General features: G+C 60.8%; 22 protein-coding genes, 1 tRNA gene and 1 riboswitch. Of the genes, 11 read left to right on the top strand and 12 right to left on the bottom strand.

Translation table 11 applies throughout. From position 1 onward, the window contains the following. Positions 1-22 precede the first annotated feature (22 nt). The 5 genes from ACR9ZQ_RS23170 (at position 23) to ACR9ZQ_RS23190 (ending at position 3,296) form a co-directional block, all read left to right on the top strand. Positions 23-421, top strand: a complete 399-nt coding sequence (locus tag ACR9ZQ_RS23170) for a hypothetical protein (protein ID WP_113322936.1) — start codon at positions 23-25, stop codon at positions 419-421. 90 nt (positions 422-511) lie between these two features. Beyond that, a complete protein-coding gene (locus ACR9ZQ_RS23175) occupies positions 512-1,159 on the top strand; it encodes a response regulator (protein ID WP_113184061.1) in 648 nt (215 codons plus the stop codon). 219 nt (positions 1,160-1,378) lie between these two features. Next, positions 1,379-2,047 carry a S24 family peptidase gene (locus tag ACR9ZQ_RS23180; RefSeq protein ID WP_037101171.1) on the top strand — a complete coding sequence of 223 codons (669 nt, stop codon included), beginning with the start codon at positions 1,379-1,381 and terminating at the stop codon, positions 2,045-2,047. 10 nt (positions 2,048-2,057) lie between these two features. Continuing rightward, positions 2,058-2,834, top strand: coding sequence for a thermonuclease family protein (locus ACR9ZQ_RS23185; protein ID WP_481428872.1), 777 nt, complete (start codon positions 2,058-2,060; stop codon positions 2,832-2,834). A 48-nt stretch (positions 2,835-2,882) separates the two neighbouring features. Then, on the top strand, positions 2,883-3,296 hold the full coding sequence (locus tag ACR9ZQ_RS23190) for a tellurite resistance TerB family protein (RefSeq protein ID WP_007821246.1): 414 nt from the start codon (positions 2,883-2,885) through the stop codon (positions 3,294-3,296). 64 nt (positions 3,297-3,360) lie between these two features. Here the strand turns inward: ACR9ZQ_RS23190 and ACR9ZQ_RS23195 are convergent, their stop codons facing one another. Further along, on the bottom strand, positions 3,361-4,236 hold the full coding sequence (locus ACR9ZQ_RS23195) for a transporter substrate-binding domain-containing protein (RefSeq protein ID WP_310379010.1): 876 nt from the start codon (positions 4,234-4,236) through the stop codon (positions 3,361-3,363). Between the two features lie 453 nt (positions 4,237-4,689). On the opposite strand from ACR9ZQ_RS23195, the gene ACR9ZQ_RS23200 reads away from it, so the two are divergent. Continuing rightward, positions 4,690-6,687 (top strand): methyl-accepting chemotaxis protein, encoded by a 1,998-nt coding sequence (locus ACR9ZQ_RS23200; RefSeq protein WP_310379012.1) that lies wholly within the window; start codon positions 4,690-4,692, stop codon positions 6,685-6,687. A 61-nt stretch (positions 6,688-6,748) separates the two neighbouring features. Here ACR9ZQ_RS23200 and ACR9ZQ_RS23205 read toward each other — a convergent pair whose 3' ends face one another. Beyond that, positions 6,749-7,132: a VOC family protein gene (locus ACR9ZQ_RS23205; protein WP_310379013.1), complete on the bottom strand. Its 384-nt coding sequence runs from the start codon at positions 7,130-7,132 to the stop codon at positions 6,749-6,751. A 371-nt stretch (positions 7,133-7,503) separates the two neighbouring features. On the opposite strand from ACR9ZQ_RS23205, the gene ACR9ZQ_RS23210 reads away from it, so the two are divergent. Then, positions 7,504-7,785 (top strand): hypothetical protein, encoded by a 282-nt coding sequence (locus ACR9ZQ_RS23210; protein WP_113322929.1) that lies wholly within the window; start codon positions 7,504-7,506, stop codon positions 7,783-7,785. A gap of 10 nt (positions 7,786-7,795) precedes the next feature. Here ACR9ZQ_RS23210 and ACR9ZQ_RS23215 read toward each other — a convergent pair. Both ACR9ZQ_RS23215 and ACR9ZQ_RS23220 read right to left on the bottom strand, forming a co-directional pair. After that, positions 7,796-7,869 (bottom strand) — tRNA-Gly (locus ACR9ZQ_RS23215). A 60-nt stretch (positions 7,870-7,929) separates the two neighbouring features. Then, positions 7,930-9,024 carry a 2'-deoxycytidine 5'-triphosphate deaminase gene (locus tag ACR9ZQ_RS23220; RefSeq protein ID WP_162748013.1) on the bottom strand — a complete coding sequence of 365 codons (1,095 nt, stop codon included), beginning with the start codon at positions 9,022-9,024 and terminating at the stop codon, positions 7,930-7,932. A 73-nt stretch (positions 9,025-9,097) separates the two neighbouring features. After that, a riboswitch (SAM riboswitch) is annotated at positions 9,098-9,176 on the top strand. 46 nt (positions 9,177-9,222) lie between these two features. Here ACR9ZQ_RS23220 and ACR9ZQ_RS23225 point away from each other — a divergent pair. Continuing rightward, positions 9,223-10,407, top strand: coding sequence for an O-succinylhomoserine sulfhydrylase (locus tag ACR9ZQ_RS23225; protein WP_481428873.1), 1,185 nt, complete (start codon positions 9,223-9,225; stop codon positions 10,405-10,407). 189 nt (positions 10,408-10,596) lie between these two features. Continuing rightward, the gene (apaG, locus tag ACR9ZQ_RS23230) at positions 10,597-10,989 is read left to right on the top strand and encodes a Co2+/Mg2+ efflux protein ApaG (RefSeq protein ID WP_113322926.1); all 393 of its coding nucleotides are present in this window, start codon (positions 10,597-10,599) and stop codon (positions 10,987-10,989) included. Between the two features lie 23 nt (positions 10,990-11,012). On the opposite strand, the gene ACR9ZQ_RS23235 is transcribed toward apaG, so the two are convergent. From ACR9ZQ_RS23235 to ACR9ZQ_RS23245, 3 genes are all read right to left on the bottom strand, one after another. Further along, on the bottom strand, positions 11,013-12,005 hold the full coding sequence (locus tag ACR9ZQ_RS23235) for an Hsp33 family molecular chaperone (protein ID WP_113322925.1): 993 nt from the start codon (positions 12,003-12,005) through the stop codon (positions 11,013-11,015). A 91-nt stretch (positions 12,006-12,096) separates the two neighbouring features. Next, positions 12,097-13,014 (bottom strand): ornithine carbamoyltransferase, encoded by a 918-nt coding sequence (gene argF, locus ACR9ZQ_RS23240; RefSeq protein ID WP_007821265.1) that lies wholly within the window; start codon positions 13,012-13,014, stop codon positions 12,097-12,099. 45 nt (positions 13,015-13,059) lie between these two features. Then, the gene (locus ACR9ZQ_RS23245; protein ID WP_481428874.1) at positions 13,060-14,259 is read right to left on the bottom strand and encodes an acetylornithine transaminase; all 1,200 of its coding nucleotides are present in this window, start codon (positions 14,257-14,259) and stop codon (positions 13,060-13,062) included. A gap of 425 nt (positions 14,260-14,684) precedes the next feature. Here ACR9ZQ_RS23245 and ACR9ZQ_RS23250 point away from each other — a divergent pair, with 425 nt between their 5' ends. Continuing rightward, on the top strand, positions 14,685-15,215 hold the full coding sequence (locus tag ACR9ZQ_RS23250) for a GcrA family cell cycle regulator (RefSeq protein WP_439014021.1): 531 nt from the start codon (positions 14,685-14,687) through the stop codon (positions 15,213-15,215). Positions 15,216-15,517: 302 nt separating this feature from the next. After that, the gene (locus ACR9ZQ_RS23255; RefSeq protein ID WP_481428875.1) at positions 15,518-16,306 is read left to right on the top strand and encodes a pyrroline-5-carboxylate reductase; all 789 of its coding nucleotides are present in this window, start codon (positions 15,518-15,520) and stop codon (positions 16,304-16,306) included. A gap of 130 nt (positions 16,307-16,436) precedes the next feature. Here ACR9ZQ_RS23255 and phoB read toward each other — a convergent pair whose 3' ends face one another. The 5 genes from phoB to pstC form a co-directional block, all read right to left on the bottom strand. Then, positions 16,437-17,120 carry a phosphate regulon transcriptional regulator PhoB gene (phoB, locus tag ACR9ZQ_RS23260; RefSeq protein ID WP_003570612.1) on the bottom strand — a complete coding sequence of 228 codons (684 nt, stop codon included), beginning with the start codon at positions 17,118-17,120 and terminating at the stop codon, positions 16,437-16,439. A gap of 131 nt (positions 17,121-17,251) precedes the next feature. After that, positions 17,252-17,965, bottom strand: coding sequence for a phosphate signaling complex protein PhoU (gene phoU, locus ACR9ZQ_RS23265; protein WP_007821274.1), 714 nt, complete (start codon positions 17,963-17,965; stop codon positions 17,252-17,254). Between the two features lie 44 nt (positions 17,966-18,009). Next, entirely contained in the window at positions 18,010-18,825 is an 816-nt protein-coding gene (gene pstB, locus ACR9ZQ_RS23270) for a phosphate ABC transporter ATP-binding protein PstB (protein WP_037101137.1), read from the bottom strand. 14 nt (positions 18,826-18,839) lie between these two features. Then, positions 18,840-20,162, bottom strand: a complete 1,323-nt coding sequence (pstA, locus tag ACR9ZQ_RS23275; RefSeq protein ID WP_481428876.1) for a phosphate ABC transporter permease PstA — start codon at positions 20,160-20,162, stop codon at positions 18,840-18,842. Then, complete coding sequence (gene pstC, locus ACR9ZQ_RS23280; protein WP_481428877.1) at positions 20,159-21,640, bottom strand: phosphate ABC transporter permease subunit PstC; 1,482 nt, start codon at positions 21,638-21,640, stop codon at positions 20,159-20,161. The genes pstA and pstC overlap by 4 nt, the downstream gene beginning before the upstream one ends. Positions 21,641-21,743 lie beyond the last annotated feature (103 nt).

Genomic DNA, 21,743 nt, shown 5'->3' on the forward strand with positions numbered 1-21,743 from the left:
AGGCTTTGCGGAGGATGAGACGATGAAGGCATTTGCAATCATGCTTGCCGCCGGTCTTCTGCCGCTTGCGGCATTGGCGGCGGAGCCAGACGCAGCCCGCTTCCAGCTCGAGCGCAGCGGCGACCATTTCGTGCGCCTCGACCGGCAGACGGGAGCGATGTCGCTCTGCACCGAAAATGACGGGGCGCTGGTCTGCCGCATGGCGGCCGATGAACGCGCCGCCTATGAGGACGAACTCGACCGGCTTGCCGATCGGGTGAGCGCGCTGGAGAAGAATACAGCCGCCCGGCCCGCCTTGCCGACGGATGCGGAAGTCGACCGCTCGATCGGCATCATGGAGCGGATGATGCGCAGTTTCATGGGTATAGTTCGGGAATTCCAGGCGGAAGACAAGGCCAATCCCCTTCCGCAGCGGAGTTGATCTGGTTATATTCATATAAATGGAGAGTCATGTTCGTGCGGGGGAGCCGGACAGGACTGATGGGATCGAGCTCTTGGGAGGGAGTTTTCGATGCAGGAACAGACCATCATCATCGCTGACGACCACCCGCTTTTCCGCGACGCGTTGCGGCAGGCGGTGACCGGTATGGAAGGACGGCAGGCGATCGTCGAAGCCGGGGATTTCTCTGCGGCAAGAACGGCTGCGGGCGAGCACCCGGATGCGGACCTGATGCTGCTCGATCTTGCCATGCCTGGAGTCAGCGGTTTTTCCGGCCTGATGGCGCTGCGCTCCGAATTCGTCAGCCTGCCGATCGTCATCATCTCGGCAACCGATGACACCACGACGATCCGCCGGGCGCTGGAGCTCGGCGCTTCCGGTTTCATTTCGAAATCCTCAGGCATCGAGGATATCCGCCGCGGCATCCTGACAGTGCTCGCGGGCGACATTGCCACGCCGGAGAGCTATCGCGATGGACAGGAACAGGACCCCGATGTCGCCGACCTCATCCATCGCCTGCACACGCTGACACCGCAGCAGAGCCGGGTGCTGACCATGCTCGGCGAAGGACTCCTAAACAAGCAGATCGCCTACGAGCTCGGCGTTTCCGAAGCGACGATCAAGGCGCATGTCTCGGCAATCCTCCTGAAGCTCAACGTCGACAGCCGCACGCAGGCAGTCATCCAGCTCGGCAAGATCAATATGGCCATGGTCGCCTGAGCTTGCGCCCTACAGCATCCACCCGAAAATCGGAATCGATTTTCGGAAAGCCTGATGCGCAGATTTAAACAGTTAGAGCGTCCTTTGTGCGTCCGAATGGACGCACGGCGCTCTAAAGAGACAGGATTTTATTCCTCATTTTCACTTTACTCGGGGAAGTGCCTCGGTTAATCTGCCGGCGATAGAAAGCGGCCGGATGGACCGCGGAACCGGACGCATATGCTGTCACATGACCAGATCTGGGGGGCGATCGACAGGCTTGCCGAAGGGCATGACCTGACGCCGTCCGGTCTTGCGCGGCGGGCGGGGCTCGATCCGACCTCCTTCAACAAATCCAAGCGGCTCTCGGCAGACGGGCGTCTGCGCTGGCCTTCGACGGAATCCATCGCCAAGGTGCTGGAGGCGACGGGGGCGAGCATGGAGCAGTTCCTTGGCTTCATGCGGCCGGCGGGTGCCGCCGCCGCCAGCCTGCCGGACAGTATTTTTGCCTCACAGGGAAGCTCCATTCCCCTGCTCGGCTTTGCACAGGCGGGCGCTGGCGGCTTTTTCGACGATGGCGGTTTTCCTGCGGGCCAAGGCTGGGATGTGGTGGAATTTCCGGCTGGCCCCTCGCAGAAGGCTGGCGTCTATGCGCTCGAGGTACAGGGCGAAAGCATGATGCCGCTCTATCGCGACGGCGATGTGCTGATCGTGGAGCCCGGTGCGCAGGTGCGCCGCAACGACCGCGTCGTCGTCAAGACACGCGAGGGCGAGGTCATGGCCAAGGTGCTTCTGCGCCAGAGCCCGCGCTCCATCGAACTTTTGTCGCTCAATCCCGAACATCCTAACCGGACGATCGAGCTTTCCGACGTCGAATGGATTGCCCGCATCATCTGGGCCAGCCAATAGGAAAATAATCATGCGCCCTGCAGCCTTCATCACAGGTATCGCGGGGATGGCGACTGTGGTTGGCCTGCTCTTGGCCGGGCAAGCGCGGCTCAATGGAAGCGAGGGCCTGTCATCCAACGCCGATGCCGGAAGCGTAGCCGCAGTGCTGCCCGATGCGACCGCCGATGTGGCAAAACCGCCTGTATCGATCACAGACGAAGATGCTGAATTGATCGCTCGGGCAACGGAGCCTGCGCCAACCGAGCCGGCGGCGGCTCCATCCGGAAACACAGCAGAGGCCTCTTCCGAAAATGCGCCAGCGGATGCAATGGCGCAAAGCGCTCCTGCGCCGACAGAGACGCCATCAACTGCGCCTGCTGGAAAGGACAGCGTGGAACTGCTGCGGCCGACGGTGGAGAGCGCCGGCATCCTCTCCTTCGGCAAACGCAGGCTGCAGATTGCCAATGTCATCGAGACGCCCGCCGACAAGAGCTGCGGCTCGGATGGCAAACAGTGGCCATGCGGCATGATGGCGAAGACGGCGCTGCGGCTTTACCTGCGCAACCGCACGATCGATTGCGACCTGCCTTCCGATGCGTGGGAGGACATGGCGAGTGCGGCCTGCCGGCTGGGGCAGCAGGATATCGGCACATGGCTGGTTGAAAACGGCTGGGTGGAGGCGCAGCCGGGTTCACGGCTTGCCGCTGCCGGCGAAAAAGCAAAACAGGCAAAGCAAGGCATTCACGGCGAGGATCCGCGCCGCAGGCCGGCGGCTACACCCCGGCCCGAAACGGCCGCTCCCTTGTAATAAAGACCGCCAATTCCTAATCTCCGCTCATCGAAGAGGGAATCAGACATGAACAAGCCGCTTTCCGCCCATGACGCGCTGATCTATGTGATGGTGATGGCATCCGCCGTCGACAGCACCATGAATGACCGGGAAATGGAGAGGATCGGTCAGCTCATCGGCTTCCTGCCGGTTTTCCGCGATTTCGACGACGACAATCTGATTTCCATCGCCCGCGACTGCGCCTCGCTGCTGGCAGGCCCCGAAGGGCTTGACGTCGTGCTGGAGACCGTTCGCGATACGCTGCCTGCCCGTCTCTATGACACGGCCTACGCCTTGGCGGTCGAAGTCGCCTCGGCCGACCTTTCCGTCAAGGCCGAAGAACTGCGGCTGCTCAGCCTGCTGCGCGACCGCCTCGGCCTCGACAAGCTGACCTGCGCCGCCATCGAACGCAGCGCGATCGCCCGCTTCCGCAAGGGGTAAACCTTTCTGCTTTTTTTACGCAATTCCGCACGCAAAACCGCTGCACACGTTTGCTGGAATTGCTCTAGTACAGCCCGTAAGGGAAATAACGCAGATAGATTTCCTGCAGGCGGCCATTGCGCGAGAGCGTTGCCAGCGCATGGTCGATCGCCGCCATCAGCACGCTGTCGTTCTGGCGCAGCATGATCGTCATTCCCTCGCCCAGGAAATGCTCGGACATATAGGGACCGTCGAACAGGGCGCAGCATTTGCCCGAAGCTGACGAAGCGACCCAGAAGGAAAGCTGCAGCGCATCGGCAAAGGCAGCATCGATCTTGCGTTCCTTCAAGGCCGTCAGCAGCGCTTCCTTATTGTCGAAGGGCTGAGCTTTGATGGCGGGGAAGAAGGCAGCAAGCATCGCCTCATGCACGGTACCCTTGACGACGCCGACGGAATGGCCGGCGAGGCCGGTAGCCGTCGTTCCGGCCACGGAGGCGCCCACGTTGCGGACGAAGCGGGCCGGCAGCATCAGATAAGGGCGGGAGAAGAGGAACTCGCGGCGCAGCTCGGGCGTGACGGCAAGGCCGGCAATGACGGCGTCGCCCTGTAGGCCGGCGAGCGCTTTCTGCAGGTCGGCAAAGGGCAGCGCCTGGATCTGGCACTTGTCGGCGATCTCCAGCTCGGTGCAGATCTCGCGGGCGAGATCGACGTTGAAGCCGGAGAGCTTGCCGTTCTGGTCGGTGAAATTGAAGGGCGGGAAGTCCACCGAGGTCAGGAAACGCAGGCGCACGAGCGAGGAGAGATCGGGCTTCGCCAGGCGCTCGCGAGAATCGAAAAGCAGCGGCACGGACAGGCCCGACTGCTGCGCAAAAGCGGAAAAAGCCGAAAGCAGTACAACCGAAAATAGGCAAAGGACGAAAATCCCTCTGAGAGCCAGAAACGCCGGTCTAAATTGCACCATGATAACCTGCCTCGGGAATAAGAGCGGCGCTTGGCCACAGGCCGAGATGTAACAGAATCACGCCCATCGGGGAATATAGCCTGGCGGGCGGCAGACGGCGATCGGACAGAATTGCGATACGTGCAGGCCTTCAAAGCAAGGCTTCGGAAGACACGGCTCTGCGCCAGCCACACAAGAAATTCCGCATAAATTGCATTTTTTGAACACCCAAGCGCAAATGACAACCATGCCCTCAAAATTTACGGGCAATCCTGCGAGCCCGTTAGCGCGGAATTAAGCAATATCCGATCTTATTTGTTACCGACGACACCGACCTCACCGGCCGACCGCATGATGCGCATGTCGAACCTCTCAAGGTATCTCCCACACCGCAATACCGAAGAATTGTTCTGCAACAAATGATTTCAAAAGCACCGGGTTCGCAACACACCCGGTCAATCGGGTGACATTTCCATGCTGAAACATCTGAAAATCCGCACAAAAGTCATATCGGTCGTGGCGCTCCTGGGGCTGATCACCATGGCCGGATTGGTCTATGTCATGTCCGAGTTCCGCCAAGCGGACGCGACTTACAGCGCCTTCATCGATCATGAGGCGCTGGCTTCCATGCAGAGTGCGCGCGCCAGCGCATCGGTCGTCGCCTCGGTGCTGCAGGTGAGCCTGCTTGCCGAGATGAAGCCCGATACGCCGGCATTCCAAACGGCGCTCGCTACACCGAGCAAGCTGCCGCAGGCACGCGACCGCATGAAGCAGGCGCTGGCGCTTGTGCCCAGCCGAAAGGCGGCGATCGATGAAATCCAGGCCAGCATCGATGAAATCGAAACGCTGGCGAACAAGATCATCGAGCAGAGCAAGGCCAAAGACAGCGCCGGCGCCCTGGCGAATGTCGCCCTGATCAATGCCAAGCTCAACGCGCTGACGCCGAAGATGATCGCCAACAACGATGCGATGATGGCGATGCTCAACGACGGCGGCGACGCTCTTTCGGCTGCCGTCCATGGGCGGATCGTCTTCTGTTTCATTTTGATCGGCATCGCGGTTCTCGCCGCCGTCGGCATCAGCGTGGCCGTGGCGCAGATCGGCATCGCCGGCCCCATGATGCAGCTGCGCCTGCGCATGACGCGGCTTGCCGAAGGCGATACCGCAAGCGAGATCAGCGGTCTCGACCGCGGCGACGAGGTCGGCCAGATGGCAAAGGCCGTCTCGATCTTCCGCGACAACGCGATCGAGCGTGCCCAGATCGAGGCGCGCGCCGAAGCCGACCGCAGCCTCAGCGACAACGAGCGCCGTGAACGCGAAACGCAGAAGGCCGCGGAGGCCGCCGATCTCGAGCGTGCGGTCAATGCTCTCGGAGACGGCCTGCGCCGGCTCTCGGCGGGCGACCTCCTCTCACATATCGAAACGCCTTTCGTCGCTCATCTCGACGCGCTGCGCCAGGACTTCAACAATTCGGTCGAGAAGCTCAACGAAACCCTGCACGCAGTCGGCTCCAACGCCCGTGCCATCAGTGCCGGCGCCAACGAGATCCGGTCTTCTGCCGACGAGCTTTCGAAGCGTACCGAACAGCAGGCCGCTTCCGTCGAAGAAACGGCAGCAGCCCTCGAAGAGATCACCATAACGGTGAAGGACGCGGCAAAGCGTGCCGAAGAGGCAAGCCAGCTCGTCGCCCGCACCCGCCTTGGCGCCGAGAAATCCGGCGACGTCGTCCGCAAGGCGGTTGCTGCCATGCATCAGATCGAGCAGTCCTCCGTCGAGATCGGTAATATCATCGGCGTCATCGACGATATCGCCTTCCAGACGAACTTGCTGGCGCTGAACGCCGGTGTCGAAGCAGCGCGTGCCGGTGAAGCCGGCAAGGGTTTTGCGGTCGTCGCACAGGAAGTGCGTGAACTCGCCCAGCGCTCTGCAAACGCTGCCAAGGAAATCAAGGCGCTGATCACCACGTCAGGCACACATGTGCAGACCGGCGTCTCGCTGGTCGGCGAAACGGGCAAGGCGCTCGATGCGATCGTCTACGAGGTGCAGGAAATCAACCAGCACGTCCATGCGATCGCTGAAGCTGCCCGCGAGCAGTCGACCGGCCTGCAGGAGATCAATACAGCCGTCAATACCATGGATCAGGGCACGCAGCAGAATGCCGCCATGGTCGAGGAATCCACCGCGGCAAGCCATAGCCTTGCCACGGAAGCGACGGCGCTCAACAACCTGCTTGGCCAGTTCCGCCTGACAGGCACCGGCGGCTTCGTTGCAAGCGCACCAATCTCGACGGCACCGGCCGCGCCGCGTGCTGCCGCCCGGCCGGCTGCCAGAGCCCCGGTCCGCGTTGCCGAAAGCACCGCACGCCCGAAGGCTTCGCCGGCCCGCGCCCTCGGCCAGAAGCTCGCCAGCGCTTTCGGTGCGAACAGCGCAGCCCCCGCTAGCAGCCAGGAAGCCGATTGGACGGAATTCTGAGCAAAAGACATGATTGAATGAGGATGGGCGGCTTCGGCCGCCCATTTTCGTTTCAGGTCCTTCAGGCTGGTGGACGCCAGCCGACTTCGACAAGAAGATTGCCGGGCGCGGTGCAGTAGAAGAGCCAGCTGCCGCGAATGGCGGTCGGTGGTGCTGAGACAGCGGCATCATCTGTCACCAGACGGCCATGAAGCCGATCGACATCCAATCTTTCGGTGAGGATGAAGCCGATATGATAGGTCTGCCGCTGCAGCTCCACCTGATCGGCACCGCCGAATTTCGGCAGCGGGCGGCTCAAGACGATCTCCGTTCCCTGGTCGTCATGAAGGATCGCCCGGCCGATCCGTTCGTTCATCTCCCGCAATTCCAGACTGAAATAACGCAGGAAGAAATCCGCCGTAGCGGCAATATCGGGCACGTAGAAATCAAGATGGTTCAAACGCATGAATGTCTCCTTTGAGAATAAAATCCCGGAGGAGTGCGTCTTTTAACGCTCCGCATGCCGCCGGGACCCCGCATTCGCATGCGGGCCACGTCGCGGGTTCTCGTGTGAAACACGGAGCAGAGCTTCCGATGATGGAAGGGACCGGGCTTACCTCATCCGATCCTGCCTTTTTCGACATTGCCGCTCTAGCAGATCGCACCGAGAGCGGCAATATGGTCGGTCGAGCGGTTTCAGAGGAGCGAAGTCAGACCGATGGCGACCTTTACCAAAGCTCTTCTCGAAGGATTGAAGACACGCGTACCGTTTGTATCGTGAGCTTTCCGGGATTTGCGGTACAATAGCACCGTGCTGCGGAATGAAAGGCTTCCAATATGAAACTGATCGCACTTGGCCTCATCGGCGCGCTGGCGCTCGCTGGCTGCACGACTGTCGAATATACCGGTCCCGGCATCGAGCCCATTCCCGGCAGCATCACCTATAACGGCCAGCCGCGCACGAAACTCACCAAATCACCTATTGGCTCGACCTTCCCGCACAATTTCATCGACCAGTACGGCAGGCAGGTCGAAGAGACCTATATCATCCGCCCGGATCGCACGCTGGCGATCGCTCACCGCCAGTACCGGCCGATCAACATTTTCGGAAGAGATTGAGAGGAATAGCTGGAGCGGGTGAAGGGAATCGAACCCTCGTATTCAGCTTGGGAAGCTGCTGCTCTACCATTGAGCTACACCCGCCTGATGGCTTGAGACTTCCAACAGATAGCCGCCGCTGTCAAGTGACGGCGCCATCGGGCATCAAATCCGAAAATGCTTAGACAGTTTGAGGCCCTGGGCCTGATAGTTGGAGCCGAGGCCTGAACCGTAGAGGCTCGACGGCTGTTCCTGCATGTGCTCGTAGATCAGGCGGCCGACGATCTGGCCGTCTTCCAAGATGAAGGGCACTTCGTGGCTGCGCACTTCCAGTACCGCACGGCTGCCGCGCCCGCCGGCCGGCGCATGGCCGAAGCCTGGATCGAAGAAGCCGGCATAGTGGACGCGGAACTCACCGACGAGCGGATCGAAGGGGGTCATTTCCGCCGCATAATGCGGGGGAACGTGCACGGCCTCACGCGAGACGAGGATGTAGAACTCATCCGGATCGAGGATCAACTCGGTGCGGCCGCGGCTGTAGAGTGGTTCCCAGAAATCGTAGATATCGTGCTGGGCCTTCTTGTCGACGTCGACGACGGCCGTGTGGTGTTTGCCGCGATAGCCGATCAAGCCTTCCTCGTCGCCCGTCAGATCGATCGACAGCGCAATGCCGCCGCCGGATACGTTCGGCTGCTTGGCAGCGACGAGCGTTTCCGTTGCGTGCAACTTCAAAAGCTCCGGCTCGCCCAGAACCGAATGGCCGACGCGGAAGCGGATCTGTGACAGGCGCGAGCCGCGGCGCACGACGATGGGGAAGGTGCGCGGGCTGATTTCGAGATAGAGCGGGCCGGAATAGCCTGATGGGATCTTGTCGAATTCCTGCGCGTAATCGGTGATGACGCGCGTGAAGATATCGAGGCGGCCGGTCGAGCTCTTCGGATTGGCCGAGGCCGACATGTCGGCCGGCAGATCGAGGCGCTCCATGAGCGGCACGATGTAGACGCAGCCCGTCTCCAGCACCGCGCCTTCGCTGAGGTCTATGACATGCAGGCTCAGTCGGTCGAGCTTGTCTGAGACGAGATGGGACGGGCCGGGCATGAAGCTGGCGCGCACCCGAAAAGCCTTGGCGCCCAGCCGCAGATCCAAGCTGGCGGGCTGGATCTGGTCGCGGTCCAGCTCGCGCTCGCTTTGAAGACGCCCCGTCTCAAACAGCGCTGCAATTGCGCGGTCGGCCAAAATTCCAGTTTCGCGAGCCATCATGCTCCATCCATAATTTGCAGCCGACAAAACCAAAGTCGGGGAATTGACGCAAGCTTAGAACGGCAGTATTGCAAATTTATCCCGTGGTGATTTGGCCGGTCGGCTTGCAGCCACGTTAAATAAGTGGCTAAAAAGACCGGGTTGAAAACCGGTCTGCATTTGCGGCCGGTTTTTTTGTTGTTTGAAAGTGGTGATGGCATGAGCAAGACCTGGCGCCCGGCAACCCAACTCGTCCACGGCGGAACGCTCCGCTCGCAATATGGCGAGACATCCGAGGCAATCTATCTCACGCAGGGTTTCGTCTACGATACGTCGGAAGCGGCGGAAGCGCGCTTCAAGGGCGAGACCGAAGGTTTCATCTATGCGCGCTACGGCAGCCCCACCAATGACATGTTCGAAAAGCGCATGTGCATGCTGGAAGGCGCCGAAGACGCCCGCGCCACCGCTTCCGGCATGGCTGCAGTCACCGCCGCCATTCTCTGCCAGCTGAAGGCCGGCGATCATATCGTTGCCGCCCGTGCCCTCTTCGGCTCCTGCCGCTGGGTCGTCGAGACGCTGGCGCCGAAATACGGCATCGACTGCACGCTGATCGACGGTCGCGACCTCGGAAACTGGGAAAAGGCTGTTACCCCGAAGACCAAGGTGTTCTTCCTGGAAAGCCCGACCAACCCGACGCTGGAAGTGATCGACATCGCCGGTGTCGCCAAGCTCGCCAACCAGATCGGCGCGAAGGTCGTCGTCGACAACGTCTTTGCGACGCCGCTCTTCCAGAAGCCGCTGGAACTCGGCGCCCATATCGTCGTCTATTCCGCGACCAAGCATATCGACGGCCAGGGCCGCTGCCTCGGTGGCGTCGTTCTCTCCGACAAGGAATGGATCGACGAGAACCTGCACGACTACTTCCGCCATACCGGTCCGGCCATGTCGCCCTTCAACGCTTGGACGCTCCTGAAGGGCATCGAGACGCTGCCGCTGCGCGTCAAGCAGCAGACGCAGAATGCAACGAAGATCGCGGATTTCCTGGCCGATCAGGGCAAGGTCGCCAAGGTCATCTATCCCGGCCGCAAAGACCATCCGCAGGCCGATATCATCGCCAAACAGATGTCCGGTGGGTCGACGCTCGTCTGCTTCGAGCTCAAAGGTGGCAAGGAAGCTGCCTTCGCGCTGCAGAACGCGCTTGAGATCGTCAAGATTTCCAACAATCTCGGCGACTCAAAGAGCCTGATCACGCATCCGGCCACGACCACGCACAAGAACCTGACGGACGAAGCTCGCGCCGAACTCGGCATCTCGCCTGGTACTGTGCGCCTGTCGGCCGGCATCGAGGATACGGACGATCTGATAGAAGATTTCGCCCGCGCTCTGGCGAAGGTTTCGGCCTGACCATCAAGGCACGGCCGTCGGCAGACGCTGCGGCCGTCGCATTTGCCTTGAAATTAACACTGAGAGTTAGGCTTAATGAACGAAAGGCGGTCCAACCGGGGGTGGTGAGGCCGCGATCACTGTACCGTTTCTTGACGGCAGAGGCCTCTTATAAGATACGGGTAACATATCCTGACTAAGGTGTAAGGCATGTATCGCGCCCTCACACGAGATATCGAAGTCGTTGTCGAGCCGTTTTATCTGGAGGAGCAATCCGATCCGGATGACGATCGCTATGTCTGGGGTTACCGTGTGGTCATCAGCAACAATTCCGGCATCGCCGTACGTCTCGTCAACCGCTACTGGAACATTACCGACCAGAACGGGCAGATCGACGAGGTCAGCGGCCCCGGCGTCGTCGGCGAGCAGCCGCGGCTGCAGCCAGGTGACACCTATGAATATTCGTCGGGCTGCCCGCTGGATACGCCGTCCGGCCTGATGTTCGGCCACTACCAGATGGAGACGGACGAAGGCGAGACGTTCGATGTCGACATACCCGCCTTCTCTTTGGATTCACCCGGCCTGCTCAGGGTATTGAACTAGAGCCTGCCCCATTCTCCGCGCACTCACTCCGCCGCCGCAACTTCCTGCACCGGGAAGCGGTAGGTCGTGGAGCAGAATTCGCAGGTGACCGAGATCTCGCCATTTTCCTGGCTCGCCTCGATTTCCTCGGCGCTGAAGCCCTTCAGCACGCCGCCGATCTTTTCCCGTGAACAGCTGCAACGATCGAAGACGGCGCGCGGATCGTAGACGCGCACGCCGCGTTCGTGAAAGAGGCGAAAGAGCAGGCGTTCGGTGCCAACGAGCGGATCGGTCAGTTCATCGGCATCCACGGTTTCAACGAGCGAACGGGCTTCCGTCCAGGCATCATCCTCAACATGGGCGCGCGCAGCCGTGTCGCCATCACCGCCATGAAGATCGGGCCGGCGCATACGCTCCGGCGCTTCCGGCAGGAATTGGGCGACGAGGCCCCCTGCCCGCCAGCGGTGACGCGGCTTACCGTTCTCGTCGCGGTCGAAGAGCTCGGCTGCGGCAAGGCGCACGCGCGTCGGGATCTGCTCCGACTGGCGGAAATAGACACCTGCAATGTCTTCCAGCGAGGTACCGTCAAGTGCCACGATACCCTGATAGGGCTGGCTGAACTTGCCCTGATCAATGGTGAAGGCGAGAACGCCCTTGCCGAGAAGCTGTTCCGGCTCCGTTTCGCCAGCCGCGATCGCCTTATCGAGCAAGGCCTGGTCGAAGCGAGCGTAGGCCCGGACATTTTCCGGCGTGGAGAAATCGGCAACCAAGAGATCGACGGGACCGTCGCTCTTGGTCTGGACAGTGAATTTGCCCTCGAACTTCAGCGAGGTGCCGAGCAGCACCGTGAGCACCACCACCTCCGCCAGAAGGCGGGCGACGGGCGTGGGATAATGGTGGCGTTCGAGGATTGAATCCAGCATTGGGCCGAGCTGGACAGCGCGACCGCGCACATCCAGCCCTTCCACCTGGAAGGGGACGACATGATCATCGCCGGCGAAATCGAACTCGCCGAGGGCGGCGGCAGCTTCTGCCATGGCTTTCACTCCTGTTTTGTCAGAGCAGCCGGCCAGCGCACCGGCTGCTTGCGCAGCCGCGAGTTTGGAACTCGCGACATCCGATTATGGTTCAGATCGCGCCCAGGCACCAAGCAAGAATCGACTTCTGCGCATGAAGACGGTTTTCCGCTTCATCGAAGACCACGGATTGCGGGCCATCGATCACTTCGTCCGTCACCTCCTCACCGCGGTGAGCGGGGAGGCAGTGCATGAACAATGCGTCTTTGCCGGCCTGCGCCATCAAATGCGCATTGACCTGATAAGGCTGGAAGACATTGTGACCGCGAGCCCGATGTTCCTGATTCATGGAGACCCAGGTATCGGTCACCACGCAATCGACGCCGGCGACCGCACGGTCAGCATCATGGTAAAGCATGATTTCGGCGCCCTCATTGCGGGCCCAGTTCAGATAGTGATCCTTCGGCTCGGAACCAAGGGGTACTGCCATGTTCATGCGGTAGCCGAAACGGGCAGCCCCCTCCACCAGGGAATGCAGCACGTTGTTGCCGTCACCCGTCCAGGCGATCGTCTTGCCCTTGATTGGGCCGCGATGCTCTTCAAAGGTCATGATATCGGCCATGATTTGGCAGGGATGGGTATCATCCGTCAGCGCGTTGATGACCGGCACGGTCGCATGCTCAGCGAGCTCCAGCATACGGTTGTGGTCGGTCGTGCGGATCATGATCGCGTCGACATAGCGCGACAGAACCTTGGCGGTGTCGCCGATCGTTTCGGCGCGGCCGAGCTGCATTTCAGTGCCCGATAAGAACAAGGTCTCGCCGCCGAGCTGGCGCATGCCGACATCGAAGGAGACGCGGGTTCGCGTGGACGGCTTCTCGAAGATCATGGCGAGCATCTTGCCGGCGAGCGGCTTGTCGGCCGTGCCGGCCTTGAAAGCCTGCTTTCGCAGCTTGGCATCGTCCATGATGGTTCTGAGGTCGGATCCGGTGACGGCGGAAAGATCGAGGAAGTGTTTGGGGGAAGCCATTGTTCGTTACCTGCTACGCCCGCCGGCGGGCGGGGCATTGTCCTATCAAGCGGTCTTCTTGACCTTGGCGGCACGGATGTTTTCGGCAGCGCGTTCGAGACGGGAAAGACCCTCGCGCGCCTCCTCGGCGGTTACGACCAGCGGCGGCAGCAGGCGGATGACATTATCGCCTGCCGGGATCGCCAGAAGATGGGCTGCGCGGATTTCCTTCAGCAGCTCTGCCGAGGGAATGGCAGCCTTGACGCCGAGCAACAGCCCTTCGCCCCTGATATCTTCGATCACGTCGGGATAGCGATCCTTGAGCGATGCAAGGCCCTGGCGGAAGACGAGAGTGACATCACGCACATGCTGCAGGAAGCCCTCGGCCAGGATGACATCGAGCACCGCGTTACCGACAGCCATGGCCAGCGGGTTGCCGCCATAGGTGGAACCATGCGTGCCCGCCTTCATGCCGGAAGCGGCCTCTTCCGTCGCAAGGCAGGCGCCGAGCGGAAAACCGCCGCCGATGCCCTTGGCAACCGCCATGATGTCGGGCGTTATACCCGACCATTCATGAGCGAAGAGCTTGCCGGTACGGCCCACGCCGGTCTGCACCTCGTCGAGGATCAGCAGCAGGCCATGCTCATCGCACAGCTGGCGGAGCGCTTTCATGAATTCGGACGTTGCCGGGCGGACACCGCCCTCGCCCTGCACCGGCTCGATGAGGATGCCGGCGGTCTTGTCGGTAATAGCGGCACGGACAGCCTCGACATCGCCAAAGGGCACCTGATCGAAACCAGGGGTCTTCGGGCCGAAACCTTCGAGATATTTCTCCTGGCCGCCGGCGGCGATGGTCGCCAGCGTACGGCCGTGGAAGGCGCCATCGAAGGTGATGATGTGGAAGCGCTCCGGATGCCCCTTGGAGAACTGATAGCGGCGCGCAGTCTTGATGGCGCACTCGAGAGCCTCGGCGCCTGAATTGGTGAAGAACACCTTGTCGGCGAAAGTGGCATCCGTCAGACGCTTGGCAAGCTTCTCCTGCCCCGGCACTTCATAAATATTGGAGAGATGCCAGACCTTGTCGGCCTGATCCTTGAGAGCGGCCACAACGTGCGGATTGCCATGCCCCACGGAGGTAACGGCAACGCCCGCTCCGAAATCCAGATATCGCTCGCCCGTTTCGGTGATCAGCCACACGCCTTCGCCTCGCTCGAACCGCAGCGGGGCACGAGAATAGGTATCATAAAGCGGCGAGGCTTCAGCCATGGCGCAATCTCCTGGTCAGGCTCTAAGGCAACGGACTCCGGCTAAGAAAACCAGGCCCGAAAAATCAAAAATGCCGCCTTGCGGCGGCAGGGAGCACTATTTACTTTTCGCACTGCAATGTCAACAAAACTGAAGATTTAGCACATGCGTCAAGCCTCAAATCAGACTTGCAGGTCTATCAACAGCTAATGTTGCAGAAATGACTCTCCGGGGAAGCAAGTTGGGGAAAACCCTGAATTCGGATTCATCGGATTCACGCGAACTCTTGTCACAGAGTCAGGCTCACACTAGGTTAAAGTTCAATTACTAGACTGCATGCGGCGGAACTAGTCACCAAAATTGATCAGGCGTTTCTTGCTTCGGAGACTTCCGAGGCAACGGTGAGGGATTCTGCCATCACCAACGCGAAAGGTGGAGACAGGGCAATGAACTGGACAGACGAGCGTGTCGAGAAGCTCAAGAAGCTTTGGTCAGAGGGGCTGAGCGCCAGCCAGATCGCTGCGCAGCTTGGCGGAGTGAGTAGAAACGCTGTTATCGGCAAGGTTCACCGGCTCAGTCTTCCCGGCCGCGCCAAGGCCGGCGGCACGGCAACCGCTGCGCGCGCAACGAAGCGCAATACGTCGGCTCCACGCGCCCCGAACTATGCGTCTCGCATCACCACCCGCACCGTTACCCGCCAGCAGGGCGCAACGATGCTGAAGGAAGAGATCGAGATCGAAACGGTCGAGGAAATGGAATACGTGCCGGCCAAGAATGTGGTCGTGCCGATTTCACGCCGCCTTGGCCTGACGGAACTGACGGAGCGCACCTGCAAGTGGCCGGTCGGCGATCCGCTGAAGGACGACTTCTACTTCTGCGGCTGCGACTCCCCGGATTCCTCACCCTATTGCAACTATCACCAGCGCCTCGCCTACCAGCCGGTCAGCGAACGCCGCAAGGCTGTCCGGGTCGCCTGACCGCGCCTTCTCAACAGATGCAGCATCCGCCGCCCCTCTTCGCTGACGCGCAGAGGGGCGTATTTTTTAGTCGGCACAGGAGGGCTGGAAAACCGCTCCTGACCACGACTATCTGCCGGAGGCCGATCTCCGCCGGTCGTTCACCATGCCTGACAATGCGAAGTTATGTGGCCAACGCCACCAATGCGTTTCAGCCCTAAACTGGCATAGAATGGTGGTCCTGGCGCTGTAACGCGATTTTCTGATACAGATGCCGTATTCCCGTGGAGTAGCATAGCGCAAACAGTCACTCAGGGGTGCCAATGGAGATCGATCCAAAGCGGATGACAATGGGGTTCGTCGGGACGGGCACGATTACCGAGGCCGTCGTCACCGGATTGGGCAAGACAGCGTTTCGCGACACACCGGTAGTGCTGTCACCGCGCAACGCAAGCGTCGCCGCCCGCCTTGCGGCGGCAAACCGGAATGTGTCGATCGCTTTGGGGAACCAGGATGTTCTCGACCGATCCGATCTCGTATTTGTGGCCGTGAGGCCGCAAATTGCCGAGGAGGTCATCCGCTCGCTCCGATTTCGGCCGGGCCACCATGTCATCAGCTTCGTCGCGGCCACGCCAATGGATCAACTGCTGGCGTGGATCGATCAGCCAGTTCGCCTGAGCCTGGCAATTCCACTTCCGTACATCGCAGATCTTCAGGGCGCGACTGCGATCTACCCGCCCGACGAGGTTTCCCACGCCCTCTTTTCGGCGCTCGGAACGGCGATCCAGGTTGAAAACAGACCTGAGTTCGAACTTCTCGCGGTGGCGAGCTGCCTGATGGCCACCTATTTCGGCATCCTGGACGAGACGTCGACCTGGCTGCAGAGCCAAGGGCTTTCGAGAACGGCTGGCGACGCCTACCTCCGTCAATTGTTTTCCGGCCTCGCCCATGCTGCCCGTTCGAAACCTGTCGCGAGTTTTGATGAACTCATCGGCGAGCATTCGACCAAGGGCGGATTGAATGAACAGGTGCTCGAAGACTTTCGCGATTTCGGTGGCACTGCGGCTCTGCAAAAGGCTCTTGATCGAGTTCTCGCACGCATTCGTCTGTAGAAAGCAGGTTCTCTCGAGGTCCGCTTTCGGCGCCTGGTGTCGGCTTTCATAAGAAGCTAGGGGTGTCAGATAGACAAGCGGGCCGCCCGGCGAAACCGAGCGACCCGTTCGTGACCTCCGATCACTCGGATCAGGCTTCCATGGAATATCCCGCGCCGCGGACGGTGCGGATGACATCCTGCATGTTGGAGAAGTTCAGCGCCTTGCGCAGGCGGCCGACATGGACGTCGACGGTACGTTCGTCCACGTAGATATCGTGGCCCCAGACGCCATCCAGAAGCTGCGAGCGGGAGAAGACCCTGCCCGGCGACGACATCAGGAATTCGAGCAAGCGGAATTCGGTCGGGCCGAGGCGGACTTCGCGGCTCTTGCGATGAACGCGATGGGTTTCGCGATCGAGCTCGATATCACCACACTTCAGAACGGTGGAGAGAACCTCCGGACGGGCGCGACGCAGCATCGCCTTGACGCGAGCAACAAGTTCCGGCGTGGAGAAGGGCTTGACGACATAGTCGTCCGCGCCGGTCGAGAGACCGCGAACGCGTTCGCTCTCTTCGCCGCGTGCCGTCAGCATGATGATCGGCAGACGCTCGGTCTCCGGCCGCATGCGCAGCCGGCGGCAGAGCTCGATGCCGGAAACGCCCGGCAGCATCCAGTCAAGGATGAGCAGGTCCGGCGTGCGCTCCTGAAGCCGGATTTCGGCCTCGTCGCCACGGAGGATCGTATCCACCTCGAAACCTTCAGCCTCGAGGTTGTAGCGGAGAAGCACGCTCAGCGCCTCTTCATCTTCAACAACTGCAACTCTTGGGATCATGCGTGTCAGTCTCCTAATGCATGATCCTTAAACCGGGGGTGATTTAAGCAAGGGACCATGCAGAAACTTGGAATTGGCTGCGACCTTTGCGCGCCCCAGCGCAGGGCGCGCACGCAATTGGCAGGTCCGGATTACTCCGTCACCGCACCGACGGTATTGGAGCTGTCGTCCTTCGGACGCTCACCTTCCGGCTGGGCGCCGGTTGCCATGTAGTAGATCGTCTCGGCGATGTTGGTCGCATGGTCACCGATACGCTCGATGTTCTTGGCGCAGAAGAGAAGATGCGTGCAGCTCGTGATGTTGCGCGGATCTTCCATCATGTAGGTGAGGAGTTCGCGGAACAGCGAGGTGTACATCGCGTCGATCTCGTCGTCGCGCTCGCGGATGGACTTGGCCTTGTCCGCAGAACGCGTCGTATAGACGTCGAGCACTTCCTTGAGCTGGACGAGCGCCAGTTCGGAGAGATGCTCGAGACCGCGGGCGAGCTTGCGCGGAACGCCGGTGCTTTGGACGGCGATGACGCGCTTTGCGGTGTTCTTGCCGAGGTCGCCGACACGCTCGAGGTCGGCAGCGATGCGGATCGAACCCATGATCTCGCGAAGGTCGGAGGCCATCGGCTGGCGACGGGCGATCGTGACGATCGCCTTGTCGTTGATTTCGCGTTCCGCGTGATCAAGGATCACGTCGTCGGAAATGACCTTCTGGGCGAGCGCAGTGTCGCCGTTGACCAGCGCACGGACGGCCTCGCCGACCATCTGTTCGGCAAGACCACCCATCTCGGAAATGCGCCGGGACAGGAATTTCAGATCGTCATCGTAAGCGGAAAAAATATGTGTCGATGCCATGGGGCTTTGTCCTCGAAAATCGGGAAGGCTTCACATCGCCAAAATCAGCCGAACCGGCCCATGATATAGTCCTGGGTGCGCGGATCGTCGGGATTGGTGAACATCTTGTCGGTGTCGTTTTCCTCGACCAGGTTGCCGAGGTGGAACATTGCCGTACGCTGTGATACGCGCGCGGCCTGCTGCATGGAATGCGTCACGATGACGATCGTGTAGTTTTCACGCAGCTCATGGATCAGCTCTTCGACCTTTGCAGTCGCGATCGGGTCGAGCGCCGAGCAGGGCTCGTCCATCAGGATGACTTCCGGGCTGACGGCAACGGCGCGTGCGATGCACAGACGCTGCTGCTGACCACCGGACAGGCCGGTGCCGGATTCATGCACGCGATCCTTGACCTCATTCCAGAGGCCGGCGCGCTGCAGGCTCGTCTCGACGATCTGGTCGAGGTCGGCCTTGGACTTGGCAAGGCCATGGATGCGCGGTCCGTAGGAGACGTTTTCATAGATCGTCTTCGGGAACGGATTCGGCTTCTGGAACACCATGCCGACGCGGGCGCGAAGTTCGACCACGTCGATGTCGGGATCGTAGATATCGTCGCTGTCGAGCGTGATCTTGCCGGTGACGCGGCAGCCATCGATCGTATCGTTCATGCGGTTCAGCGACCGCAGGAAGGTGGACTTGCCGCAGCCCGACGGGCCGATCAGGGCGGTCACGGTGTTTTCGCGGACGTTCAGATTGACATCGAAAAGCGCGCGCTTCTCGCCGTAATAAACGGAGACATCCTGTCCGATCATCTTATACGGGACGTTGCTCATTTTCTGGTCCAGCGCCTTCTCGACTGCAGCTTCCGTCAACATGTTCATGATCTCTACTCCGTTTACCAGCGGCGCTCAAAGCGACGACGCAAGAGGATAGCTCCCATGTTCATGACGATCAGGAACAGGAGCAGGACGATAATGGCACCCGAGGTTCTTTCCACGAATGCGCGCTCGGCTTCGTTGGCCCACATGTAGACCTGAACCGGAAGTGCCGTGGAGGGATCGAGTGGACTGCTCGGCGCCTGGGCGACGAAGGCGACCATGCCGATCAGCAGCAGCGGCGCAGTTTCGCCGAGTGCGTGGGCAAGGCCGATGATCGTGCCGGTCAGGATGCCGGGCATTGCAAGCGGCAGCACGTGGTGAAACACCATCTGCATCTTCGAGGCGCCGAGGCCGAGGGCAGCCGCGCGGATCGACGGCGGCACGGCACGGAGTGCTGCACGCGTCGCGATGATGATCGTCGGCAGCGTCATCAGCGTCAGCACCAGACCACCGACCAGCGGCGCCGAACGCGGCAGGCCGGCGAAGTTGATGAAGACCGACAGGCCGAGCAGACCGTAGACGATCGACGGAACGGCGGCGAGGTTGTTGATATTGACCTCGATCAGGTCCGTCAGCTTGTTCTTCGGCGCGAATTCCTCAAGGTAAATCGAGGCGGCGACGCCGATCGGCAGCGAAAGCACGAGAACGATCAGCATCAGGTAAAGCGAGCCGATGAGGGCGACGCCGAGACCTGCGGCTTCCGGACGGCTGGAATTGCCGTTGACGAAGAGGCCGGTGTTGAACGTCTTGTTGAGAGCACCGCTCGCCTTCAGCTCATTCATCCAGGCAACCTGCTTGTCGTTGACCTTGCGGTTCTTCTCATCGACCGAAAGATTGATCTGGCCTTTGTTGGCGCTGTCGATATTGGCATCTGCAAGCACTGTAACATTGACGGTCTTGCCAATGATCGACGGGTCGGCAACGACCATGTCGCGCAGCTGAATGGGCGCACCCTTGGACAGCATGCTGGACGCATCGCGCACGTCAGGACGGCTTGCGGCATTGATGCCGAGCTGCTTGACGATCGCGTCGCGCAGCAGAACCGGATAGTTGGCAGCGACCAGCACCGAAGGGTCGGTCGCACGCTTGTTGTCCGGGTCGATCGTCTTCTCGGTGAATTCGATCGGCAGCGTGATCGACGTCTGCAGGAAGGCCGTATAGCCGTTGCTGATGACCGTCCAAAGCAGAATGAAGAGGAAGACGAGGCCGAATGCTATGGCTGCGATGCCATAGGCCTGGAACCGGCGCTCGGCAGCGTAGCGACGCTTGATGCCGATATCGCGACGCGCGGGCGCCTTGGAAACGGTGACGCCGGCGACGGGGGAAACAATATTCGTCATTCGTACTGCTCCCGATATTTGCGCACGATGTAGAGCGCGTAGATGTTGAGGCAAAGCGTGATGCAGAACAGCGTGATGCCAAGTGCGAAGGCAACCAGCGTCTGCGGCGAGGTGAACTCAAGGTCGCCGGTCAGCTGGTTGACGATCTTGACGGTCACTGTCGTCATCGGCTCAAAGGGATTGATCTGGATACGGGCGGCGACACCGGCGGCCAGAACCACGATCATGGTTTCGCCGATGGCGCGCGAAGCGGTCATCAGCAGCGCGCCGACGATACCGGGAAGGGCTGCGGGCAAGACCACCTTCTTGATGGTTTCGGAGCGTGTGGCGCCGAGACCGAGCGAGCCGTCACGCAGTGCCCGCGGAACTGCGGTGATGATATCGTCCGACAGCGAGGAAACGTAAGGGATCAACATGATGCCCATGACGATGCCTGCGGTGATGACGCTCTGTGCCTGGATGAAGTTCGTATAGCTGCCGCTCAAAAGACCGCTGATCTGCGCCGAGAAATCACGCAGGAACGGCCCGACGGTGACGAGTGCAAAGAAGCCATAGACGATCGTCGGAATGCCGGCGAGCACTTCGAGAAGCGGCTTGGCGATCGAGCGCACTCTCGAAGAAGCATACTCGGCCATGTAGATGGCGGCAAAGAGGCCGACCGGCACGGCGACCAGCATGGCGACCAGGCCGATATAGAGCGTGCCGAGCAGGAGTGGGATGAGCCCGAACTGGCCGAAGGAGGAGCTGCCCGCACCGGCAAAACGCGGATCCCAGACCGTTCCGAAGAAGAAGTCGACGAAGGGAACGGCTGCGAAGAAGCGGCTCGCTTCTGTCAGCATCGAGAGCACGATGCCGATCGTCGTCAGAATGGCGATGGAGGATGCAACGAGCAGCGCCCAGAGCATAACGCGCTCGACACGGTTGCGGGCACGGAAGCGCGGAGCAACGGAGCGCAGCGCATAGAAAGCACCTGCGACAGATATGAGCAGCACGATCGCCGTCATGATGACGCGGCTCGTCATGCTCTCCGAGTTCAGGGTCTTTGCGGCAGCGATCATGTAGGGCTGCGGCTCGCCGGCGAGCGGTACGCCCTTCTCGCTGAGCTTTGCCTGCAGACCCGCAGGATTGCTCGACAAGGAGGAAACCTCATCCGAGGTCAGCAGGTTCATGCCGCGGGCAACCGTGGCGACCATGCTGTAGGCGAGGTCCTGCTGGACGGCCGGTTGCGCCTTCACGTCATCAGGAAAGGCGCCGCGAACGGAGGAAGAGATGATGCCCGGGCTGATAGCCAGCCAGGCAAACAGAACGATCAGGGAAGGCAGAACAGCCCAGATCGCGGCATAGGAGCCATAATAGGCCGGCCGCGAATGCAGGGCAGAAGACCTGCCTCCGGAAAGCGCCATCGCGCGGCTGCGCGCAGCCACATAGGCAACGGCGCCGATCACTACCAGGCACAAGAGTATGATGGATGTGCTCATTCGTTACGTCCCCAGGCCCACAGCCCCCAAAGAGCCAGGCAGCTCCAGGAGCGTGCCATCGGCTTCAATATCATGGAGAAGAAGTTCATCCGCCCGGCACCCC

This window comes from Rhizobium sp. KNZ14-9A (assembly GCF_056755015.1).